Genomic DNA, 18,153 nt, shown 5'->3' with positions numbered 1-18,153 from the left:
CAAGTACAACTATGAAAAGAAACAAAACCTTAAAAACAGTTTTAGCATTAAGCTTAATGGCAACAGTTATGACATCATGTTCTAGTGATGATGATACCCCAGAAGTAGTAAACGAAGAAGAAATTATTACTACAATGACGGTTACCTTAACAAGTGCTGATGGTACAGCAACGCTGCAATCTCAAGATTTAGATGGAGATGGACCAGATGCACCTGTAATAACTGCAGATAATTTAACTGCAAATACAACATATACTGGAAGTATTGAATTATTGAACGAAACTGAAACTCCTGCAGAAGACATAACTGAAGAAGTAGAAGAAGAAGCTGATGAGCACCAGTTTTTCTTTGGTCTAACCGGTTCTCTTACAGATGTAACTTATTCTGATGAAGATGGCGACGGAAATCCAGTAGGTCTTGAATTTGAATTAACAACAGGTGATGCAGGTTCGGGTACTATTACAATTACATTGCGTCATGAGCCAACAAAACCAAATGATGGTACTTTGGCAGATGCTGGTGGAGAAACTGATATAGCTCAAACTTTTACCGTAGTAGTAGAATAGGCTAAGTTTATATTATTAAAAAAGCCTTTGAATTAAAATTCAAAGGCTTTTTTATGTTTTCTATTCTTCTAATTGATACCACTCAACATCTGTAAGTACTGCTCTCCTACCCACTTTTTTTGGTGGATAATTAGTTACTAAATAATTGATAATTACAGCTTCATTCTCACCTAAATCCCAAAGGTTTTGAGTTTCTTGCATCCACTTAATAGTAGATTTCCAGCGTTCCGCATTCATTCTATTTTGAATGACCAATTTAGAAGAATGGCAATTGGTACAGTTTTGAATAGTTTCTGCCATACCTGGTGCCTCTATAAATCCAGTACTTACATGAATTCCATTTTCTATTTTATCAAAATCATCTTCAACTGATATTTCAACAATTTCTGTTTCTGGTTCGTTTCCTTTGAAAGCAGATAGACTAGGATCGAAAATAAAGTATATCAAAGCAATACCTCCAATAGCCACAATAACTGTTGCCAATATGATTTTTTGATACGTACCTTGAAAATTGCGTTTCAATTTGTCATGATTTTGCTTTTTCATCTATGCGATTTTTACAGCTATCCTATGACAAGCATTATTTAAGTATCCTTTGGGGTTCCAACCAGGTAATAACATTGGCTGGCCAGCACCATTAGTATCTGTAGCTTTTGCCCAAACCTCGTAATACCCTTCTTGAGGAAATGAGATCTCTGCGGAGAAATGTTGCCAAGCTAAACGGTTAGCAGGTTTTTCAATGGTACAGTTGTTCCATGTGGCACCAAAATCTATAGAATATTCCATTTTAGCAACTTCCAATTCACCAGCCCATGCATGCCCTCTAATATTCAATTTCTTTCCTTTTGATAGTGTAGCTCCAGACTTAGGATATGTAATTAAAGACTTAACCGGCATAGATTCTATGATACACATATCTTCATCTGCCACTTTCTCACCAGGAGCAACGGGTTTACATGGAACTCTATAAGCCGTACCCGTCATTTTAGTTCCATCATGAACTACATTTCTAATACTAATTCGCTGTAACCATTTTCCAGAAACCGAAGCTGGCCAACCACCAGCAATTACCCGTAACGGATAACCGTGGGCTAAAGGAATATCCTCTCCGTTCATTTGAAAAGCCAATATAGTTTCGTCTTGCAATGCCTTTGACATTGGTGCACCTCTAGAAATGGGTTCTTTTGTTGGGTCTCTACTTAGATGTACATCTGCAGCATGATAACCAAAGTAAATGGCATCGTCCTTAATACCTACATCTTCTAAGACATCACGTAATCTAACACCTGTCCAGCTTGCACAATAAACGGCACCAATGGTCCATTGATTACCCTTCGCAGGTGGGTCAAATTCACTTCTACCATTACCACCACATTCAAGGGTTAATTGATAGGTGTGATGTTTAAATTTGGATTTGAGTTCTGCAAGGGAGTACGTTTTTTCTTGTTGGACAGATTCGCCATCTATGGTGAGCGTCCAGTTTTCTACATCAATTTCTTCAGGAATGAGTCCGTTATTTCTAATAAATATAGATTTGTTGGGTGTTACTTTATCATCTAAGAGATGAGCTTGAGCTTCAATATTCCAAGGTTTATCGTTTAAAACGACCATCCCTTTATCCTTATTGAATAATTTGAATGGATCTGAATCTTGTAAGGCTATAGGAGTATAACCAGCTGGCATTACATTTTTATAAACTATATCTACACCTAATAAGGCAGCTAGACTACCTAAACTAGATTTTGCTACAAAATTTCTTCTCTTCAAAACTCACGTGATTTGAGCTAAAGTTAAGATTTTTAATAAACTAAAAGTAAGATTTACACCTCTATTGTTTGCCCTTTTTTAGCAGCCTTAAAAACGTAAGTATATAACCACATAAGTGTAAATGATGGTATAATATCAAACCCTGGTATAATCTCTTCTAAGAAAGTAAATGCACCTGCAGCTTGCCCTACCTTACCTTTATACATTCTGGTCATGAGCCAACCAGCAAGGGGCGCCCAAACTATATCTGAAAATTCACCTACAAAAGGTATTACAAAAGACAGCATACCTATACCATCAAAAAGCAAACCCATAAAAAGTTGCTTGTATTTTTTATCTTTAAAAATTGACATATTGAAAAATTAGTTATTCTAACTTAAGAGTGCAACAAAGATGCCAAATTTTAAAAATAAATAAAAGACGGGTTAAGCCCTATTAAGAAAGTTTTGCACTGATTAATTTCAAGAACTCGTTTCTTGTCTCAATTTTTTCAAACTGACCTCTAAAGCCCGATGTTGTAGTTACCGAGTTTTGTTTCTGTACACCACGCATCATCATACACATGTGCGATGCTTCAATAACAACCGCAACACCCTTAGGTTTCAAAGTATTATTAATACATTCTAAAATGTCATGTGTTAGCCTTTCTTGCACCTGTAATCTTCTAGCAAAAACATCAACTACACGAGGTATTTTACTTAGTCCAACTATTTGTCCGTTAGGAATATACGCAATATGTGCCTTACCAAAGAATGGCAACATATGGTGCTCACATAAAGAATACAGTTCAATATCCTTTATAATAACCATATCATCATAGTCTTCTTTGAACATTGCCCCTTTTAAAATCTCTACTGGGTCTTGCTGGTAACCTTGCGTTAAAAACAACATGGCTTTAGCTGCACGTTCTGGTGTTTTAACCAAACCTTCCCTTTCTACATCTTCTCCAATTTCATCGATAATAGATGAATACCTGCTTTTAACTTCATCGGTAATTTCAAGATTGTATTCTTCTAAATTTTTATATGGGGACATATATTTCTATTTGTGTTTAACCTAATTTAGTTTAGGTTGAACAAATTTAATAATTTCTTTCATCATCAAACGTAAAAATATCATAAATAGTTCACATTGCAGTATTGCCATTTCTAATCACGCACAAACTATGCTATGATAAAAACTAATAACGAATAACTATTTTTAGCATGCTCCTTTTTCATTAATTTTGAATTTTAATATAATCATACTTCTAACACCAACTTTCTCATGATAAAAGCTTCTAACATTCATAAATATTACGGAGAATTAGAAGTACTAAAAGGTGTTGACCTTCATATAAAAAAGGGAGAGATAGTTTCTATCGTTGGTGCTTCAGGAGCCGGCAAAACTACCTTGTTACAAATCTTGGGAACCTTAGATGTACAGTCTAACCGAAAAGACAGTACCCTACTTATAAATAATATTGAAACTACTAATTTGAATGATAAAGATTTAGCGAAGTTCAGAAATGAGCACATAGGTTTCATCTTTCAGTTTCATCAATTATTACCAGAATTTACGGCCATTGAAAATGTATGCTTACCTGCATTCATTAAGAAAACACCAAAAGCTGATGCCGAAGTAAGAGCAAAAGAACTTTTAGATTTCTTAGGATTGTCACATCGATATAACCATAAGCCTTCAGAATTATCTGGTGGAGAACAACAACGCGTTGCAGTGGCAAGAGCTTTAATCAATAATCCATCAATAATTTTTGCCGATGAACCTAGCGGAAATTTAGATTCTGAAAGTGCCGATAATCTTCATAAACTATTCTTTGAATTACGTGAAAAATTTGGACAAACATTTGTTATCGTAACCCATAATAGCGAGCTGGCAGAAATGGCCGATAGAAAATTAACCATGGTAGATGGTAAAATTGTAGATAAAGAAATCATTTTAGCATAAGCAAAACAGATGCTAGAAGAACTTTTATTATTTGCAAAGAATCCGGTTTATAAGCAAGATATCACAACTCCATTTTCTAAAAAATTAAGAACATTTTTTAAGCTATTGATTATAGCATTAAGCACAAGTATTGTGCTATTACTGATTGCTAGTGTAGTTGAAAATTCGCTTCAACTTGAGATGGGCAAACATGCAATGGACGATTTGTTCGAAAACTACTCCCCTTTACTTATTTTCTTCTTAGCTGTAATAATTGCACCATTTTTTGAAGAACTTTTATTTAGAGGTCCACTTGTCTTTTTTGAAAATTACAACTATTTCAAAATAGTTTTTTATGCATTTACCATCGCTTTCGGCTTCATGCACATTAGTAATTTTGAAATGAGCACACAAGTAGTATTGTTTTCTCCATTATTGGTCGCACCACAAATAGGTGTAGGTTTTCTTTTAGGATTTATACGTATTAAATTTGGACTAGTTTGGTCAATGGCACTGCATGCTTGCTACAACATGGTGCTCATAGTCCCCGTATTGATAATGCAAATTTTAGATATACCCATTGAATGACAAAAAGTGAGTTAAAAGTATTTTTAGACGAAAAGGTTATTCAGTATAATAATCCTGAATTCTTAGAAACTGACCCTATACAGATTCCACATCTTTTTACGTCAAAAGAAGACATTGAAATAAGTGCATTTTTAACTGCAACGATAGCTTGGGGCAACAGGAAGAGCATCATCAATAATTCACATAAACTCATGGAAAGAATGGGACAAAGTCCGTACGATTTTGTAATCAACCATACTGATGAAAATCTCGAGAATTTAACTGGATTTGTTCATAGAACTTTCAATGACATTGACCTTACCTACTTTATTCAGAGTCTAAAAAATATTTACAATAATCATAATGGATTAGAAGGTGTTTTTACAACACAACAAACAAAGGATAGTTTACAGCCCACCATTTCAGAATTCAAGAAAATATTTTTTGAATTACCTTATGAGCAACGTACAACCAAACATGTTTCTGACCCATTAAAGGGTTCTGCAGCGAAAAGAATAAACATGTTTTTACGTTGGATGGTTAGAGATGCCGCCACCAATGTAGATTTTGGAATCTGGAAAGGTATTCATCCATCAAAATTATCTTGCCCATTAGATGTTCATTCTGGTAATGTAGCCAGAAAATTAGGTTTATTAAAACGAAAACAAAATGACGCAAAGGCACTAGCCGAGTTGGATCAAAATCTTAGAAAACTGGACCCAATGGATCCAGTTAAATATGATTTTGCCCTATTTGGTTTAGGTGTGTTTGAAAAATTCTAGTTTATTTCTTCTTTTTCAAATCTTTTATCGGTCAGTGTTTTCATAAAGGCAATAATTGCTTTTGATTCTGCATTGGTAAGATTCAAAGAATCTGAGGGCAATGTTTGGTAAGGTACATCTAAGCCCATACCTTGACCACCACCAACATTGTAGAATTCAACAACCTCTTCTAATGTTTTATACACCCCATTGTGCATATAAGGTCCCGTTAAATCAACATTTCGTACCGTTGATGTTTTAAAGAAATGCTTCTTCTCCTCTACTTCGTAAGGATAATACTGACCCCAGTCATCATCTAAAACAGGATTTTCAAAACTTGCGTTTTTAGGTACTCCAAGATTTTCAAATTCGCTCTCCATATATTTTGGTGGAACCGTACCATTGAATGCAGGTGGAAAATGACAAGTGGCACACGCAGCTTTACCCATAAAAAGATTAAACCCTGTAACCTCTTCAGCGGTCATGGTTTCTTCAATGTTATTCATGTTTCTATCAAACTTAGAATCGAACGGAGCTAAACTTCTTATGTAAGTGGCAATAGCATTACGTACATTCATATCAGTAATTTTACCATCATAAAGCGAATCAAATTGAACTTTATATGCTGATTTTGCTTGAATTTTCTCTTCTAATTGATCCAAATCAATGTGGAACTCATTTTCATTATTGGTAACACCAACAATTTGATCTTCAAGTCCGTCTGCCCTACCATCATAAAATAAAGAACGCTGGTAAACGGCATAGGTTAAAGTAGGTGAATTGCGTTGCAAATCTTGTCCGTTTATTCCTTTGGCAATTTTATGACCGTCAGTAAATGCTTTCTCTTTAATATGGCAAGTGGCACAACTTATAGTACCTGATCCAGATAAATCTTTATCATTGAATAACTGTCTTCCCAATTCAATTCTTTCTTCAGTAATATCTGGTGCTCTTTGGGTAGAGAACATTTTCATATTAAAAAAATTCTGGTCAAATAAGCTAGTTACTTTGGGGTCTAACGCCCGAGATTCACTAAGTTCAATATTCCAATCTTGTGCGGTTTTTGCCACTAAGTCCAATTGATTATTAGTGTGAAATTTTATAAAAGCATAACGATCAAAATCATCAAAATTTCCATTTTTAAGTACATTAATGGTAGAAGTAATTTCATCTTCCCATTTCATGTACAATTTTTTATCTGCGAAAGCATCTTTGTAGATAGCTAAAACATGCTGTAAAGTTTCGTAATTATAGATAGCTTCATTTAGGGAGTTAGCCAATTTTGGAGAATCAAACCCAGTAATACCTTTTGTAGCGATATTTACGATAGCATCGCGGATCATTTTTAAATGATGTCTATCTCTTTGTGTAATAAGAATATGATTTTTTCGTACAAATGGAATTCTAATTTTTAAATATTCTAAAACAGTATTTAGTTCTTTATTTGAAAATCCATTTTCATCATAAAGAAGTTCTTCTAATACCTGAAAACTTTTTGGATTCTGAATTCTAATATCTTGGTGATCATCTATTTCTACCTTCAATAAATTTGGAGCATTCATTGAAATATAGTTTTCATAGTCATAAGCTATCAGCATTGGTTCTACTCTTTTATACCATTCTCTACTTTTAAGAAAAAGACTTTTATTCTTTGACAGGGTATTAGAAGTATCTATTTGCTGCATATAATAAGAAGTACTATCCAATGCAATAAAATAATGTTCACGAATTGCATCATTGAACATTGATGTATCATTAGAGTTAATAGCCAATAATGGTTTGGTTTCATGATCCTTACAAGAAAGAAAAAAACCAAAAAGAGCAACAACAATCCATTTATTATGCAATATTCTCATGTTATATTTTAAAATTATTTATTGAATAGAAAAAAGGTTCCCAATTAAGGGAACCTTTGTAATTGGTTAAATTATATCACTTATCTAGGTAAGCCTGTCAATTTAAACAAAACAGAACCTTCTAAAGCAGCACTGCCTTCACTAATGGCTGTAGGATCAACAAACTTAAGTCCGTCAGCTCTTACTGCAGTATCAGGCGTCGTACTAAAATTCCACCCATGTACTTGAGCACCACCAATAAACGTAGGTTCAGATGCACCAATGATATCGGTAACATCGAATAACCCGGTAATTTCCCACATACTATCAGTATTTCCAATACCTACGCTAGATGCATATGTTTGGTTACACTCCATCACTTCAACAAAACTACCAGTATTTAAATCTAACTGCCATAATTTAGCGAACCCAGTAATGTCAGCATTTAAATCAGCATAACCGTTAGGATCTTCTTGAATGTAAGCATAGTTTTCAGTAACCAAAATATTATCAGGAGAGTGCAAACCGTCACCTTTACCACCTTCAAGATCACCATCTACAACCACAGTAAGAACTGCGTCTGCTGTTGGGTCAGTTTCGTTTAATTCTAATTTGTAAACACGACCAAAACCAGTACCTCTTAAGTTAAGATCTGGATTATCTCCTCGAATTCGACCTGTTGCATTAAAGTATACTTCTCTTTGAGCATCAGCAGTACCTCTTCTCCAGTCAATATCTTCAATTCTTTGAAAACCAATAGCACCTAAATCAATCGCTTCTTGATTTAATTCATCTATAGTTCTTTCGGTAACTTCTACCCATTCTACGTCATAGGCAATATCTTCTGACATACCCATTTCAAACAACTGTCCGCCTTCACCAGGTGCAGATTCTACAGGATTTTTACCTTTTAAAACGTACAATTTACCTCCATCTAGATCACCTCTTTGACCTACATACATACCAAAATGTGCTTGTGGATAAGTATTATCGCTATGATCATCACCCATAAAAACTACAGTCTGTGATGTATATGCATCTTTACCTATAACCACAGCGTTTTCAGTAGACCACTCTCCAAGAGCAGGAAGCCTTTCTACCTCTACTCTATCTTCTGTAGCTCTAAAAGGATTTACTCTGAAAACCCCTTTAGCGTTACCGCCCCATTCGCCACCAGAAAGATAAAGAGGACCAAAACCGTGCTCTTCAACTGTTATTGCAGAACCAGAACACATAGCCGTAAATGCAGTAGCTGTTGAGTTAACGATATAATCACCTTGTAATGGTTGAAGCTCAGAGTTTAACATTATTCTAGCAATAGAATAATCTGCTTCTAAATTATTGATTAATGCATAGTTACCATCTTCAGCCGGAAAAAGTGCAGCACCATCCATATAAGATCCATATACAAAGGTAGAATCAGATTCTAAAATATCTGCAGATGACATAATCATATTAAGCTCGGCGGATCCTGCAAATGCACCTTTCAATTCAAATAATTCATTCGGAGTTACAGAACTAGTTAATGGTATAGATTCTGCCAAAGTTAAATCTTGACCATCAGCACCATCGGCTCCGTCAGTACCATCAGCGCCATCAGCTCCATCAACACCGTCTATACCATTGGTGCCATCAATTCCATCTTCTGCATCACAGCTCACTACCGCGATTCCAAGACAAGAAAGAAACAATGCCTTAATTAATAATTTTTTTGATTTTTTCATTTTCAATATAGTTTTTAGGTTATAAGAGCAAAACTATAGAGACAACCTTTTAGAAAGGTTCACTGAAAATTAGCAATTGATGAAGAGAAGTTTATGCTTATGTTAAGATGTAAAATTAACTTGAATTTGAAGTGATCTAAACTTGAAATTCAAGTTAACTTAAATGTAACTACACTGATTTAAAACATGTTACAACACTATACCTAAATCACCCAAAGATAACGCTTGTTCTTTACCACCTTCTGCGATTGATTTATAAATGGCTTCAACGATAATCATATCTCTTTTACCCATTTCACCAGGAGCAATATTTTTGGTTCCCAATAGTACATGCTTGGAAAAATCGTCCATTTGTAAAGCTTGTTGTTTTTTAAATGGAAATTCTATAGTATTACCGTTAGATGTTCTCCCACTTATAGGTCCGTAACTATGAGCTGGATCAAGCTCGAACCAGCCTTTACTACAGTGACATTTTAATCTATTACCATTTGCGTTATGTGAAGTCCATATTTGTGCTACGGCACCATTGGCAAATTTAAACTGTGCGGTAACAGTTTCATCGGTATCTTTAAAGTAATCTGGTCGTGTACTAAACTCTTGCGCAGAAACAGAAATCGGATTTTGTCCTGCACCATAAATACTAGTTTGAATTGCATATACGCCCATATTCATTAAAGCACCACCACCAGAAAGAGATTTATTTAAACGCCATTGATCAGGGTTACCATTAGAAACATATCCGGCATCTGAAGAAACAAAAAGTACATCACCAAAAGTTTTCTCTTTTACATATTTCTTTACCTCATTTGTGTAAGGGTCGCTCTGCATTCTATAACCAACACCTAATTTTACCTTATTCTCTTTACAAGCATTGATTATTGCATCACATTCCTCTACGCTTACAGCCATTGGTTTTTCACAAATAACATGTTTACCTGCTTTAGCAGCTCGAATACAAAAATCTACATGCATACTATTAGGTAGTGCAACATAAACGATATCTATATCATCGTTCTTTGCTATTGCATCAAAATTATCGTAATTATAAATATTCTTTTTAGATAGGTTGTATTTCTCTTTCCAAATACCTTCTTTGGTTTTGGTACCGGTAACAACACCAGCCAAATAACAATGTACAGTTTCTAGTAACGATGGTGCAAGTTGATGTTCACTATAGCTTCCTAAACCTACTAAGGCAATACCTAGCTTTTTATTTAAAGGTTTTGTAGTAAATGCTTTTGCCAGTGGTATGTTAGAAAACAATGCTGTTCCTAATACTCCTTTCGTAGCTATACTGCTGAATGAGCGTCTTGATAATTTCTTCATGAGTCTATTTTAATGCTTTAGAAATTTAAATAAAAATCACTGAACTTCATAAATCATTTGATAATTTTCATATCATGAATATTTAGGGTTGTAAAATGACTAATTCTTTATGAGAATAGCTTGAAATGGTTAATCGATATTAACTATCTAATAGAACATTCTTAATGTCAATATTGAGCTTTTATTCTTATTTTCGTTAGACAACAGAACCTTATCAAATCATGAAAAAACTTCTACAACTATCAATTTGTTTGGCAGCCAGCATTGCCATTGCTCAGTCTAGAGAATTACCTATAGACACCGTAATTACCACACAACATACTGCTACCATAAACGGAGCCACTTTTTCGTATACCGCGCAAACTGGTACGCAACCTGTATGGGATGAAAATGCGAAACCTATTGCCTCTTTACATTATACCTATTACACTAGAAATAATATCAAAGATCGCGCTGCAAGACCATTATTGATATCATTTAATGGAGGACCAGGTTCTGGGTCTGTTTGGATGCATTTGGCTTATACAGGACCAAAAATACTAAAGATCGATGACGAAGGATACCCGTTACAACCATACGGTGTAAGTGCAAATCCACATTCAGTTTTAGACGTAGCCGACATTGTTTATGTCAACCCTGTAAATACCGGATATAGCAGAACTATACCTGCAAGCGGAAAAGAAGTTGATAGGGATAAATTCTTCGGAATTAATGCTGATATAAAATATTTGGCAGAATGGCTGAACACCTTCGTTACCAGAAACAACAAATGGCGTTCACCAAAATATATAATAGGTGAAAGTTATGGAGGCACCCGTGTTATGGGACTTTCTTTAGCACTGCAAGAACAACAATGGATGTACCTAAATGGTGTAATTATGGTTTCTCCAGCAGATTATAAAGTAATTCGTAATTCCGGTCCAGTAGCTGAAGCAATAAACCTACCTTATTTTACAGCTGCAGCTTGGCACCATAAAGCGTTACCTCCAGCATTACAAAATAAAGATTTACTAGAAATTTTACCAGAATCAGAAGCTTACACCATAGATAAATTAATACCTGCATTAGCAAAAGGCGGATTCTTAGAAGTAACAGAAAAAGAAGCTATTGCAGATAAGATGGCTTATTATTCAGGATTAAACAAAAAAGATATTCTTGATCAAAACTTAGTAGTGCCTACCTCTTTCTTTTGGAAAAATCTTTTAAAAGAAAAAGGTGGTTACACCGTAGGAAGATTAGATTCAAGATACTTAGGTATTGACAAACAATTAGCAGGTATGAAGCCCGATTACAATTCTGAATTAACATCTTGGCTGCATAGTTTTACACCGGCAATCAACTATTATCTTCAAGAGGAATTGAACTTTAAAACTGATGTGAAATACAACCTTTTTGGCCCTGTACACCCTTGGAACAATGATAATGACAACACCCGAGATAACCTAAGAAAGGCAATGGCACAAAATCCATATCTGAACGTTATGATTCAATCGGGCTATTATGATGGTGCTACTACGTATTTTAATGCTAAATATACCATGTGGCAAGTAGACCCAAGCGGTCGTATGAAGGATCGATTCAGCTTTAAAGGTTACCGATCAGGGCACATGATGTATTTAAGAAGAGAAGATTTAAAAACTGCAAATGACGATATTCGCGATTTTATTAAGCGTACAATTGCAACCGATAGAAGTGCTAAATATTAAAAAGCGCTAAGAATTTATTTTTTTAAAACAGTACTAGACATTCCCAATACAAGCAACGATTTTATTTCTGTTGTTTCTATTGGGAATGTCTTTTCTAATTGTAAATAGGTAGTTTTAGTAGCATCCTTAAATAATTGTTCTCGTTTACGTTGTTTCTTTTTCTTGAAAATATCTATGGTAACGCCAATAGTAGCACCACCTAATACTGTAGCCAATAAATCTTCATTACTCCAACCACCGTATTGCTTTTGGTCAATACTTTCTTTTGCCAACCCAATTAATAAGCTACCACCAACAGCACCCATAAATGTCCAAGTTCTATCGCCATCTGAAATTTCGTTAGCAATACCAGCTCCTACTAGTCCATAAAGATTTCCTCCTAAGAAATGAAGTACTTTATCCTGTTCTATTTGGCTATATGCACTTTGTAACGATAAAGCAAAAATGATAATTATGAATATATTTTTCATACCGCGCAAAGATAAAAATTCTGCAAGATGAACAAGATATAAATAGTAATACTAATAAGGGCTTCAGTTCTCTATGGCTATAATTTATATTATCTTAGAAAATTATATAGCTTATGGATTTAAAAAACTTTATTAGAAGCCTTTCTATTTTACATTTATTATTGTTATGCGTATTGGTCGTTATTACGATTTGGGTAGTTTATCAAATCAATTCATTCAACTCAAATGCAGCAATTGAGGGCGTTTTACTTTATTTAGTACCCCTTTTTGCAATGGTAGGTTATTTTGGAAGTCAGTGGATTTTTAAAAAAATGATTTCTAATATTCAGATACAAACGAAATTAGAAGATAAATTAAGAAAGTATAAATCTGCCTTGCAACTTAAATACACCTTTATAGAAATACCTGCATTTGTAGGACTTTTTGCCTATAACAATACGGGTAATGCACTCCCTTTGGTCATCTCCATTTGTTTAATTGCATACTTGGCAGTACAGCGACCTAACAAAGACAATATCATTAAAAGTATTCCATTAACAAATGACGAAGTAGCGGAAATTCAACAAGCTTAAACAATGAAACCAATGAAAAAAGTAAATGTTTTAATTATATCATGTATGCTATCATTATTAGGTTTAACTACTATAAATGCGCAAGATTGGGCAGATTTAAATCGTTTTAAAGAAGCGAATTCAACTATTCCAGAATTACAGGACAATGAAGATCGTATTGTATTTATGGGTAACTCCATTACTATAGGTTGGTTAAATAAACGACCAGAGTTCTTTGAAGGCAAACCTTATATTAATAGAGGTATAAGTGGACAAACAACACCGCAGATGCTTTTACGTTTTAGACAAGATGTTATTAATTTAAATCCGAAAGTGGTGACTATACTAGCGGGCACCAATGATATAGCAGGAAATACAGGACCGTCAACCTTAGAAATGATTATGGATAATATTAAAGGGATGGTAGAACTTGCCCATGCCAACGGTATTAAAGTTATTTTATCTTCTACCCTACCAGCTTATGATTACCCTTGGAAACCAGGTTTAGAGCCATCAGGAAAAATAATTGCTTTAAACAAAATGATAAAAGAGTATGCCGATGCTAATGGGCATATTTATTTAGATTATTTCTCTGCGATGGTAGATGAAAGAAATGGCCTACCAAAAAAATACGCCGAAGATGAAGTACACCCAACAGTTGATGGTTATAAAGTAATGGAACCATTAGTAGAAGCAGCCATTACAGATGCTTTAAATAAATAAAAATCAACCAAAATATTGATTCTAAAATCTACCTTTTAAAGCTAGTTAAGATTTGATTATTTTTGAAGAAATTTGATTACTATAAAAATGAAAAAAACACTATTTCTATTGGTCGCTACGGCCATGTCATGTAATTCTTCCCAAAAGACCGTTACCGATGCCGCAACAGAAGAAGCGTCATCAGTTGCATCTGAAATTTCATTTGCAGAAACGATTACAGAAGCAGAGTTAAAAGAACACCTTTACATTTATGCTTCAGATGAATTCGAAGGCAGAGAAACCGGTCAACCAGGTCAGAAAAAGGCAATAGCTTACATAAAAGCAGCATATGAAAAACTAGGTATACCACCTGCGAAGAAAGATGGTAACTATTTTCAAGAAGTACCATTAGAAATCAGTAAACTACCTATTGGTAAATTGACTGTTGATGGAACCGATTTTACTGTCGGCGATCATGTATTAACCTTTTCAGCAGCCAACACATCAACTGATGATATTGTATATGCTGCTTATGGAATAGATGATTATAATTATTCTAACTACAACGACCTTAATGTTGAAGGCAAGATTGTTTTAATGAAGTCTGGTGAGCCAAAAAATGCTGACGGTACCTTTGTAATTTCTGGCACTACCGAAACTTCTAAATGGAGTAATATGTCTGAATCTTTGACAAAAAGAGTTCAAATTGCTATGGATAAAGGTGCTATCGGTGTCTTGTATTACGATGCTGGTAATTTCAGTCGATTTAAGCGCAGGTTTGAATCAATGAAAACAAATAATAGTGGCAGAATGGAAGTAGTAGATAATAGCGCTCCTGAATTCTATAACTTGTTCATTGACCAAACTTTAGCCCAAAGCTTTTTATCTACTATTGACACTGATGATAAGCCACAAATTTTAAGCAAAAAATTACAATTGGCTTTTGAAAGTTCTAATGATAAAATTTCATCAGAAAATGTTGCAGCTATTTTAAAAGGTACTGAGAAGCCAAATGAGTATTTAATTATTTCCTCGCATCTAGATCATATAGGTATTACTGGTGATGGTGAAATAAATAACGGTGCAGATGATGATGGCTCTGGTACTGTTGCACTTTTAGAAATTGCCGAAGCTTTTAAGAAAGCAGCTGATGCCGGTAACGGACCTAAAAGATCTATTGTTTTCTTGCATGTTACTGGTGAAGAAAAAGGATTGTTAGGATCTCAATATTACACCGATGTAGACCCAATTGTTCCGCTTGCGAATACTGTTGCCAATTTAAATATTGATATGATTGGTAGAATAGACCCAGAACGTGAAGGAGACCGTAACTATATCTATTTAATAGGTTCAGATAAATTGAGTTTAGAACTTCATAATCTATCTGAAGAAGTAAATAAGAAATTCATGAATATTGAATTGGATTATACTTATAATGATGAGAACGATCCAAATCGTTTCTACTATAGAAGTGACCATTATAATTTCGCTAAAAACAACATTCCAATCATATTTTATTTTAACGGGACTCACGCAGATTACCACAAACCAAGTGATACACCAGATAAAATAAACTACGACCTTTTAGAAAACAGATCTCGATTAGTTTTTTATACGGCATGGGAAATTGCGAATAGAGAAAATAAGTTAAAAGTAGACTAGCAATCAACCGCTTAAAATATAGAAAAGCCTTGTAATCTCAATGATTTACAAGGCTTTTTTTATGCTTTAACTTAGGTAAACAAATGGTATAAAACAAAAAAGTCTTAGAAATGAATCTAAGACTTTTTATCTGCCTTTTAGGGTGGAAGACCGGGTTCGAACCGGCGACCCTCGGTACCACAAACCGATGCTCTAACCAGCTGAGCTACAACCACCATTTGTAAGCGAGTGCAAAGATAATTTTTTTAAACAGTTCTAACAAATAATAATTTAAAAATTCAATAAATATTTAATTTTAAGAATCATTAATTATAATTTTTTTAACTTGAAGTTTTATTTGAAACAACCTACTAAGTTTATTCCACTATTCATAATGCATTCTAAATCAAATTATAAACATAATTTTTTACTATTCGCATTTGTATGTTTCAGTTTTTTTTCCGCTATAGCACAAAAAGACAGTATTAATTATTATCATGAAAAAATATCGAAATTAGTTAATTCCCCTAATTTTTCTGAAAACTCAGCTCAATATATTGACAACCTAAACCAGCTCTCTTATTACCAAAGGCTAATTGAGCAAGACTCCATGTTAATAAACTCAGAACGAGCACTTGAACTGAGTAAAAAAAATGGCTATGTACAAGGTGAGCTTGAAGCATTGGCAAATCTTGCCACTTTACACCTCTATACTGGACAAACAGAAAAGTCAATTGATTTCAGTTTAGAGACCATAAAAAACCCTGATTTAAAAAAGTACCCAAAAACAGAAATGAAGATTTATAATATTCTTGGACAAGGATATTATTTTAAAAATGACTACCCTTCAACATATACTCAATTCTTACATACGCTTGCTATAGCAGAAAAAACAAACGATCAATTTCATTTATTTCGAATGAACATGAATTTAGGCACAATTTTCAGTCGCCTAGATGACAATGAGGAGGCTTTGAAATATTATGCTGTTGCATTTAATTATGCTAAACATTTAAAAGACCCTACTAAAGAAGCTATGCTGCTAAGTAATATGGCATTCTTAAATATTGAGTTAGGAAATTTAGAACAAGCAAAGATTGAATTAGACGAAACATTCGCGCTGTTTGAAAAAAATAAGCAAATGACATGGTTAGCATGGACCTACTCTACATTAGGGTTATATTATTTAAAATTAAATGATTTTAATAATGCTTTAGTGAATTATCAGATATCTTTAGATATGCATGATGGATTTAATGATGTTAAAGCAAAGGCTGAAGTAAAATATGGTCTCGGAAAATCATATTTAGGACTAAATAATTTAGTAAAAGCTAAGGCGAGTATAAATGAAAGTATACCTCTTTTTGTATCTTCTGATTATGAAAAAGGTCTAGAAGGAGCATATAGAACGCTATATGAAATTAACAAAAATCAAGGTAACACAGCCGAATCTTTAAAATATCTTGAATTAACCGAAAAACTTTCTAACGACATTTTTAAGAAAAATAATAGACGAAACTTAACTATGCTTAACGCAAAATTAAATTTAGAGAAAGAAACCGAAAATCTAAAAGTTCAGAATGAATTAGCGTTAAACCAACAACGCAAATATGTAAAATGGTCTCTTGCAGGTCTATTTGCTTTAATGGTTATTGTATTTATTATTTTAAAAGCTAATCAACGAGAAAAAATACTTAATAAAAAACTAGCTAAGCAAGCAGAAGTTTTAAACGAAAATCAAAAAGCCCTTACACAAATAAATGCCAATCAAGATCATCTTTTTTCAATTGTAGGTCATGATTTAAGAGGACCTATAAATTCGTTAAATGAAATTCTTACCCTCTATTTAGAAGATCCTGAAGGAAAAACTTATTTTGACAAATTTGCACCACAACTCAAAGAAGATCTTGAACAGGTGCAGTTTACAATGGACAATCTTTTGCATTGGGGGAAAACACAAATGCAAGGAAGCACTTTGAATATAAGAAGCATTTCTGTGAAGTATGAGTTAGATATCATATTACAATTGTATAGAAATGAGATAAACAAAAAATCTATCATTATTAACAACCAAATAGCAGCAAATCATAATGTATTTGCAGATCAACAGCAATTCAATATCATCTTTAGAAACCTAATAAATAATGCCATAAAATTCACTCCTAATAATGGTATGATTACAATTTCTACAGAAATAAAAGATAAAAATCTAGTAATTCAAGTTACAGATACTGGTGTAGGTATGACTGAAACCGATATACAAAAACTTTTTAGTAACACCGAAAATTTTTCTAAATATGGTACAAATTTAGAGAAAGGCACTGGTTTAGGTCTACGCTTAGTAAAGGCTATGGTTATAAAAAATAATGGAGAAATAATGGTCAAAAGTCAACCGAATCAAGGTAGTCAATTTATAATTGAGCTACCAGCAGATATGGCATAAATCTTATCATATTTCAAGACCTATAACCCATTAATCTACTTTTTAAAAAAACTGTAATCATTTAATTACAAACCTTTAATCTGATAGATAAATACCTTCGTAAACCCCAATTCATCGTCCAACTACATCTTTAAAACGATAAAACACACAATAATTCACGTTTCACAA

17 protein-coding genes and 1 tRNA gene are annotated in these 18,153 nt (G+C 33.7%); 9 read left to right on the top strand and 9 right to left on the bottom strand.

Annotated elements, in window-relative coordinates; all coding sequences use genetic code 11:
* The first annotated feature begins 11 nt into the window (after positions 1 to 11).
* A complete protein-coding gene (locus Q0871_RS00415) occupies positions 12 to 566 on the top strand; it encodes a type 1 periplasmic binding fold superfamily protein (RefSeq protein WP_299316926.1) in 555 nt (184 codons plus the stop codon).
* A gap of 60 nt (positions 567 to 626) precedes the next feature.
* Here Q0871_RS00415 and Q0871_RS00410 read toward each other — a convergent pair whose 3' ends face one another.
* The 4 genes from Q0871_RS00410 to folE all read right to left on the bottom strand — a co-directional run bounded on the left by Q0871_RS00410 (position 627) and on the right by folE (position 3,368).
* A complete protein-coding gene (locus tag Q0871_RS00410) occupies positions 627 to 1,112 on the bottom strand; it encodes a monoheme cytochrome C (RefSeq protein ID WP_299316924.1) in 486 nt (161 codons plus the stop codon).
* Positions 1,113 to 2,333, bottom strand: a complete 1,221-nt coding sequence (locus Q0871_RS00405; RefSeq protein WP_299316922.1) for a sulfite oxidase — start codon at positions 2,331 to 2,333, stop codon at positions 1,113 to 1,115.
* A 53-nt stretch (positions 2,334 to 2,386) separates the two neighbouring features.
* Positions 2,387 to 2,686: a hypothetical protein gene (locus Q0871_RS00400; RefSeq protein WP_299316920.1), complete on the bottom strand. Its 300-nt coding sequence runs from the start codon at positions 2,684 to 2,686 to the stop codon at positions 2,387 to 2,389.
* An 82-nt stretch (positions 2,687 to 2,768) separates the two neighbouring features.
* Positions 2,769 to 3,368, bottom strand: a complete 600-nt coding sequence (gene folE / locus Q0871_RS00395) for a GTP cyclohydrolase I FolE (RefSeq protein WP_299316917.1) — start codon at positions 3,366 to 3,368, stop codon at positions 2,769 to 2,771.
* Between the two features lie 231 nt (positions 3,369 to 3,599).
* Here folE and Q0871_RS00390 point away from each other — a divergent pair, with 231 nt between their 5' ends.
* From Q0871_RS00390 to Q0871_RS00380, 3 genes are read left to right on the top strand one after another with little or no spacing between them, the layout of a single operon-like run.
* On the top strand, positions 3,600 to 4,280 hold the full coding sequence (locus Q0871_RS00390) for an ABC transporter ATP-binding protein (protein WP_036154139.1): 681 nt from the start codon (positions 3,600 to 3,602) through the stop codon (positions 4,278 to 4,280).
* A 9-nt stretch (positions 4,281 to 4,289) separates the two neighbouring features.
* On the top strand, positions 4,290 to 4,847 hold the full coding sequence (locus Q0871_RS00385; RefSeq protein WP_299316912.1) for a CPBP family intramembrane glutamic endopeptidase: 558 nt from the start codon (positions 4,290 to 4,292) through the stop codon (positions 4,845 to 4,847).
* On the top strand, positions 4,844 to 5,608 hold the full coding sequence (locus Q0871_RS00380; protein ID WP_299316909.1) for a TIGR02757 family protein: 765 nt from the start codon (positions 4,844 to 4,846) through the stop codon (positions 5,606 to 5,608). The genes Q0871_RS00385 and Q0871_RS00380 overlap by 4 nt, the downstream gene beginning before the upstream one ends.
* Here Q0871_RS00380 and Q0871_RS00375 read toward each other — a convergent pair.
* The 3 genes from Q0871_RS00375 to Q0871_RS00365 all read right to left on the bottom strand — a co-directional run bounded on the left by Q0871_RS00375 (position 5,605) and on the right by Q0871_RS00365 (position 10,472).
* Positions 5,605 to 7,443, bottom strand: a complete 1,839-nt coding sequence (locus Q0871_RS00375; RefSeq protein WP_299316908.1) for a cytochrome c peroxidase — start codon at positions 7,441 to 7,443, stop codon at positions 5,605 to 5,607. The genes Q0871_RS00380 and Q0871_RS00375 overlap by 4 nt on opposite strands.
* 80 nt (positions 7,444 to 7,523) lie before the next feature.
* The gene (locus tag Q0871_RS00370) at positions 7,524 to 9,146 is read right to left on the bottom strand and encodes an alkaline phosphatase PhoX (RefSeq protein ID WP_299316905.1); all 1,623 of its coding nucleotides are present in this window, start codon (positions 9,144 to 9,146) and stop codon (positions 7,524 to 7,526) included.
* A 189-nt stretch (positions 9,147 to 9,335) separates the two neighbouring features.
* A complete protein-coding gene (locus tag Q0871_RS00365) occupies positions 9,336 to 10,472 on the bottom strand; it encodes a Gfo/Idh/MocA family oxidoreductase (RefSeq protein ID WP_299316904.1) in 1,137 nt (378 codons plus the stop codon).
* A 221-nt stretch (positions 10,473 to 10,693) separates the two neighbouring features.
* Between Q0871_RS00365 and Q0871_RS00360 the strand changes: the two genes are divergently transcribed.
* Positions 10,694 to 12,178: a carboxypeptidase gene (locus Q0871_RS00360; RefSeq protein ID WP_299316901.1), complete on the top strand. Its 1,485-nt coding sequence runs from the start codon at positions 10,694 to 10,696 to the stop codon at positions 12,176 to 12,178.
* 14 nt (positions 12,179 to 12,192) lie between these two features.
* Here the strand turns inward: Q0871_RS00360 and Q0871_RS00355 are convergent, their stop codons facing one another.
* Positions 12,193 to 12,648, bottom strand: coding sequence for a hypothetical protein (locus Q0871_RS00355; RefSeq protein WP_299316899.1), 456 nt, complete (start codon positions 12,646 to 12,648; stop codon positions 12,193 to 12,195).
* A gap of 113 nt (positions 12,649 to 12,761) precedes the next feature.
* Between Q0871_RS00355 and Q0871_RS00350 the strand changes: the two genes are divergently transcribed.
* The 3 genes from Q0871_RS00350 (at position 12,762) to Q0871_RS00340 (ending at position 15,563) form a co-directional block, all read left to right on the top strand.
* Positions 12,762 to 13,220, top strand: coding sequence for a hypothetical protein (locus Q0871_RS00350; protein ID WP_299316896.1), 459 nt, complete (start codon positions 12,762 to 12,764; stop codon positions 13,218 to 13,220).
* A 12-nt stretch (positions 13,221 to 13,232) separates the two neighbouring features.
* Complete coding sequence (locus tag Q0871_RS00345; protein ID WP_299316893.1) at positions 13,233 to 13,922, top strand: SGNH/GDSL hydrolase family protein; 690 nt, start codon at positions 13,233 to 13,235, stop codon at positions 13,920 to 13,922.
* Positions 13,923 to 14,009: 87 nt separating this feature from the next.
* Positions 14,010 to 15,563, top strand: a complete 1,554-nt coding sequence (locus Q0871_RS00340) for a M28 family peptidase (protein ID WP_299316891.1) — start codon at positions 14,010 to 14,012, stop codon at positions 15,561 to 15,563.
* A gap of 140 nt (positions 15,564 to 15,703) precedes the next feature.
* Here the strand turns inward: Q0871_RS00340 and Q0871_RS00335 are convergent.
* Positions 15,704 to 15,779: transfer RNA gene (locus Q0871_RS00335), tRNA-His, on the bottom strand.
* A 373-nt stretch (positions 15,780 to 16,152) separates the two neighbouring features.
* Between Q0871_RS00335 and Q0871_RS00330 the strand changes: the two genes are divergently transcribed.
* Entirely contained in the window at positions 16,153 to 17,985 is a 1,833-nt protein-coding gene (locus tag Q0871_RS00330; RefSeq protein WP_299316890.1) for a tetratricopeptide repeat-containing sensor histidine kinase, read from the top strand.
* Positions 17,986 to 18,153: the final 168 nt, after the last annotated feature.

The sequence above is a fragment of the uncultured Maribacter sp. genome (assembly GCF_947500985.1).
In the GTDB taxonomy this organism is placed as follows: Bacteria; Bacteroidota; Bacteroidia; order Flavobacteriales; family Flavobacteriaceae; genus Maribacter.
Note: the sequence above shows the minus strand (reverse complement) of the source record. Positions and strands in the feature narration are given on the sequence as shown.

Coding starts and splice junctions, on each gene's coding strand:
- Q0871_RS00415 (WP_299316926.1), top strand. CDS start 12: ATGAAAAGAAACAAAACCTTAAAAACAGTTTTAGCATTAAGCTTAATG.
- Q0871_RS00410 (WP_299316924.1), bottom strand. CDS start 1,112: ATGAAAAAGCAAAATCATGACAAATTGAAACGCAATTTTCAAGGTACG.
- Q0871_RS00400 (WP_299316920.1), bottom strand. CDS start 2,686: ATGTCAATTTTTAAAGATAAAAAATACAAGCAACTTTTTATGGGTTTG.
- folE (WP_299316917.1), bottom strand. CDS start 3,368: ATGTCCCCATATAAAAATTTAGAAGAATACAATCTTGAAATTACCGAT.
- Q0871_RS00390 (WP_036154139.1), top strand. CDS start 3,600: ATGATAAAAGCTTCTAACATTCATAAATATTACGGAGAATTAGAAGTA.
- Q0871_RS00385 (WP_299316912.1), top strand. CDS start 4,290: ATGCTAGAAGAACTTTTATTATTTGCAAAGAATCCGGTTTATAAGCAA.
- Q0871_RS00380 (WP_299316909.1), top strand. CDS start 4,844: ATGACAAAAAGTGAGTTAAAAGTATTTTTAGACGAAAAGGTTATTCAG.
- Q0871_RS00375 (WP_299316908.1), bottom strand. CDS start 7,443: ATGAGAATATTGCATAATAAATGGATTGTTGTTGCTCTTTTTGGTTTT.
- Q0871_RS00370 (WP_299316905.1), bottom strand. CDS start 9,146: ATGAAAAAATCAAAAAAATTATTAATTAAGGCATTGTTTCTTTCTTGT.
- Q0871_RS00365 (WP_299316904.1), bottom strand. CDS start 10,472: ATGAAGAAATTATCAAGACGCTCATTCAGCAGTATAGCTACGAAAGGA.
- Q0871_RS00360 (WP_299316901.1), top strand. CDS start 10,694: ATGAAAAAACTTCTACAACTATCAATTTGTTTGGCAGCCAGCATTGCC.
- Q0871_RS00355 (WP_299316899.1), bottom strand. CDS start 12,648: ATGAAAAATATATTCATAATTATCATTTTTGCTTTATCGTTACAAAGT.
- Q0871_RS00350 (WP_299316896.1), top strand. CDS start 12,762: ATGGATTTAAAAAACTTTATTAGAAGCCTTTCTATTTTACATTTATTA.
- Q0871_RS00345 (WP_299316893.1), top strand. CDS start 13,233: ATGAAAAAAGTAAATGTTTTAATTATATCATGTATGCTATCATTATTA.
- Q0871_RS00340 (WP_299316891.1), top strand. CDS start 14,010: ATGAAAAAAACACTATTTCTATTGGTCGCTACGGCCATGTCATGTAAT.
- Q0871_RS00330 (WP_299316890.1), top strand. CDS start 16,153: ATGTTAATAAACTCAGAACGAGCACTTGAACTGAGTAAAAAAAATGGC.